3 protein-coding genes are annotated in these 3258 nt (G+C 59.3%); all 3 read right to left on the reverse strand.

The features are described 5' to 3' along the window. Positions 1 to 2: 2 nt before the first annotated feature. Genes ABIE33_RS36070 through ABIE33_RS36080 form a run of 3 tightly spaced genes read right to left on the reverse strand, consistent with a single transcriptional unit; the run spans position 3 to position 3212 of the window. Positions 3 to 1031, reverse strand: coding sequence for a tyrosine-type recombinase/integrase (locus tag ABIE33_RS36070; protein WP_429133920.1), 1029 nt, complete (start codon positions 1029 to 1031; stop codon positions 3 to 5). Further along, positions 1006 to 1968, reverse strand: coding sequence for a tyrosine-type recombinase/integrase (locus ABIE33_RS36075; RefSeq protein ID WP_429133921.1), 963 nt, complete (start codon positions 1966 to 1968; stop codon positions 1006 to 1008). The genes ABIE33_RS36070 and ABIE33_RS36075 overlap by 26 nt, the downstream gene beginning before the upstream one ends. Beyond that, positions 1965 to 3212 (reverse strand): site-specific integrase, encoded by a 1248-nt coding sequence (locus ABIE33_RS36080; RefSeq protein WP_429133923.1) that lies wholly within the window; start codon positions 3210 to 3212, stop codon positions 1965 to 1967. The genes ABIE33_RS36075 and ABIE33_RS36080 overlap by 4 nt, the downstream gene beginning before the upstream one ends. Positions 3213 to 3258: the final 46 nt, after the last annotated feature.

The raw sequence follows: 3258 nt of genomic DNA on the forward strand, positions 1-3258 counted from the left end.
CTTCAGAGGCTCATCAGGAACTGCATGAGCTGGTCCGGCGGACGATATCGACCTTGACTGGACGTCATGGGCTGCAGTCGGTTGAGTGTACGTTCCTTCATCGCGAGATCTGCTTGAAGGTACATATGCGTCGTCGCGGAACTCTCATGACGGAGCCACAGAGCGATGACGCTGATATCGACGCCGGACTGCAGGAGATGCATCGCCGTGGTGTGGCGGATGGTGTGAGGCGTAATCGAGCGGCTCGCGAGTTGCGGGTAACGTTCCGCCGCAGCCGATACCGCAAGTTCAAAGCGCTGTGTGACGTTTGAGCGCGCCATGCGCCCTCCGCTTCGGTTCGGAAACAGGAAGTCCTCCTCGCTTGTGAAAGCCAGCCGACGTTTCCAGTTACGGATCAAGCTGACTGTCGTACGCCAAAGCGGCACGCTACGGTCTTTACGTCCCTTACCATGCAAGTGTGCAACCGCCGCGCCATCGACGATAACCTCGCCGACGCGTAGGCCGATGGCTTCGGACACACGGGCGCCAGTGTTGTACATCAGGCTGAACAGCGTGCGGTCCCGTTCACCTGCCCAGGTCCGCGCATCGGGCGCGTCAAGGATCGCCTGCATCTCCTCGCGCGAGAGAAACCCCAGGACCGGCCGGTCGAACCGTTTCATCGGAATGGCCAATGCCTGTTGGATGACGATGAGCGCAGTCAGGTCGTAGTGGGCGGCATATTTCAGAAAGGAGCGAAGTGCCGCCAAGCGGGCATTGCGCGTGCGCACACCGTTGCTCCGTTCCTTCTCCAGATGGTCGAGGAAGTCCAGGATCAATTGCGCATCAAGATCGGCCAAGATCAGCCGGGTGGGCGCCTTGCCAATCTTCGCTTCGGCGAAGCCAAGCAACAATCGAAAAGTGTCCCGGTAGGCTGCGATGGTGCGAGGGCTGACAGCTCGCTGGTTGCCCAGATGTTCGACAAAGAAGCGTTGAAGCAGGATGGGGAAGGACGGTGTCGGGTTGAGATCAGACACGATAATCTCCTCCGACATTTGCTGCGAAAAGCTCGAAACGCCTGCCAGAGACCGCCATGAGTTCTGGGACGGCGGTCAGATACCAATAGGTATCGGAGATTTTGGCGTGGCCGACGTAGGTCGAGAGCGCTGCCATCCTATTGTCGATATCGGCGCCATGTTCGTGCCAAAGCTGAACGCGGCGGCAAATAAAGGTGTGGCGCAGGTCATGGATGCGCACTTCACGATGGCGGCCCCGCGGGGCCCAACCGAGTTTGGTACGAAGCTTCTGGAAAATCTTATTGATCCTCCGCTCCGCGATGAATCCGCCCTCTGAGGAGAGGAACAGCGGCGAATCCTTGGAGAGAGCGCCATGACGCGCACGAACCTCCAGATAGCGCCGCAACGCGGCTACGACGGTGGCATGCATAGGCACATGCCTGGACTTACGGAACTTCGTATTACGAATCGTAAGGACCGCGCTGTCGAGATTGATATCGCCGTAGCGCAGCTGGAGTGCTTCCGAGCGTCGTAGCCCGGTAGCCGCGATCAGTCCGAAGATCGTTGCGTATGTCGCGGGTCGCAAACCGCCCTTGGGAGTCAGCCGCGAAGCGGCAGCCACGAGATCGCATATCTCCTGCTCTGAATAGATATGCGGCGTGAGGCGTCGATGTGCACGACCAAAGATCGCGGTCTCAGGGAACTCAGTGTCGGGATCAACCCGCGTCAGATACCTCGCGAACGGGCGAAGGACCTCGAGGCGCCGGGCCCAGGAGAGCGGGGTAGCTTTTTTGGCCTGACCTTGCACCCAGTTCAGAACGACACCGTTGGTGAGTGGGCCGCGATGACCGTGTTGGTCTGCGAACAGGGCGAAAGCGGTGATGTAATGGCCCTCCATCCTGAGTTTAAAACCGAGGGTTCGGCGCTCGGACAAATAGTCCTCGGCCAACGAGAGCATCGTGCGTGCGTTGATCATTGTGCGCTCCCCGGCCAAGGTAGAGCCACAGCAGATAGATTGTTCAGATCAACCTTTGCATAGATGGCGGACGTGTCGAGGCTTCGATGCCGCAAGATGTCCGCAATCTCCTTCATCGGCGCGCCGGCGCGTAGAAGCCGGCTGGCAGCGCTGTGGCGGAGAATGTGGACCCCGGTTCGCGTCCATCCACATCTTCGGTAGCCGGCCAATACTGCGCGTACGACGCTCTTGGTTGTGATCGGTTTGTCGTAGGGTGCGACGTGACGAACAAATACGGCTCGGTTCGCCGTCGTAGGACGCTCCTCACGCAGATAGGCCGCAATCGCCGCTCCTGTTGAAACTGGCAGGGGCAGAGTATCAGCCCGTCGACTCTTGGTGCCGACAAGGTTGATTGTACCATTGGACCAGTTGATGTCGTCAAGTTGCAGCTTGACGACTTCGCCGGATCGCAGGCCGAGATCGATTAGGCACCGCACCATCGCATAAGCTCGCAGGCGCGACGGAAACGACTGATCAAACGAACTCAGCAGTTGGTCGATCTCGGCGTCGGTCAGAACCTCCGGTAATGACGCCAACCGCCAGCGCGCGACTCGGGGAATTGCGGCCTTCAGTTCGTTTACCCGATCGCCGGATATACTGCGAAAGCGGAGATAGCAGGCAATGGTGGCGCCTATCGCGGCGATGGCTGCGGAGCCTCGCCCCGGCTCGCCGAGGATGAAGTGACGGACGGTCGTGGCTTTGACTGTCGCCATCGAAATGGGCTGCTCGCCGACATGTTCGACAAGAAACTCCTCAACCACTTTGCAGCGCCGCCGACGGGTCCTGTCTGCCAAACCCCAGACGTCGCGCATGTGGATATCGAAACGCGTCAACTCCTGTTCGATAGCGAAGTTCCGAGCCGGATACTGCGGCACCACGCCGCCAGCTTTGAGTACCGCCACAAGGTGGCCAAGTGCCGCCTGCAGATCATGACGAATACGTCGGACCGGATCGGGGCAGACGCATGCCGGCAAATGTTCCGAGAGAAAGCGAAGGACGGCGACTTGACCGATCGCTTCCAGGCGGTACCCCTCCTGTGTTAGCCAATGGGCGAAGTGCGCGATGCAGCACATGTAGGCGCGCTGGGTGCCCGGAGCATATCGCCTTCGTTGCAAGTGCTCCCCGTATTGCGAAACGTAAGGCTGAAGAATACTTCCTTCCAGCCAAGCGCGCGGCCGTGGCTGTATGACGATCATCTTTTGCATACTGATCTCCTATTGAGCTGATTACGCTCGATAGGAGACACAAGAA

Source organism: Ensifer sp. 4252, from assembly GCF_050434565.1.
Lineage (GTDB): Bacteria > Pseudomonadota > Alphaproteobacteria > Rhizobiales > Rhizobiaceae > Ensifer.

Bases quoted from the DNA above. Each gene is read 5' to 3' on its own strand.
- ABIE33_RS36070 (WP_429133920.1), bottom strand. From the start codon at position 1,031: ATGTCGGAGGAGATTATCGTGTCTGATCTCAACCCGACACCGTCCTTC.
- ABIE33_RS36075 (WP_429133921.1), bottom strand. From the start codon at position 1,968: ATGATCAACGCACGCACGATGCTCTCGTTGGCCGAGGACTATTTGTCC.
- ABIE33_RS36080 (WP_429133923.1), bottom strand. From the start codon at position 3,212: ATGCAAAAGATGATCGTCATACAGCCACGGCCGCGCGCTTGGCTGGAA.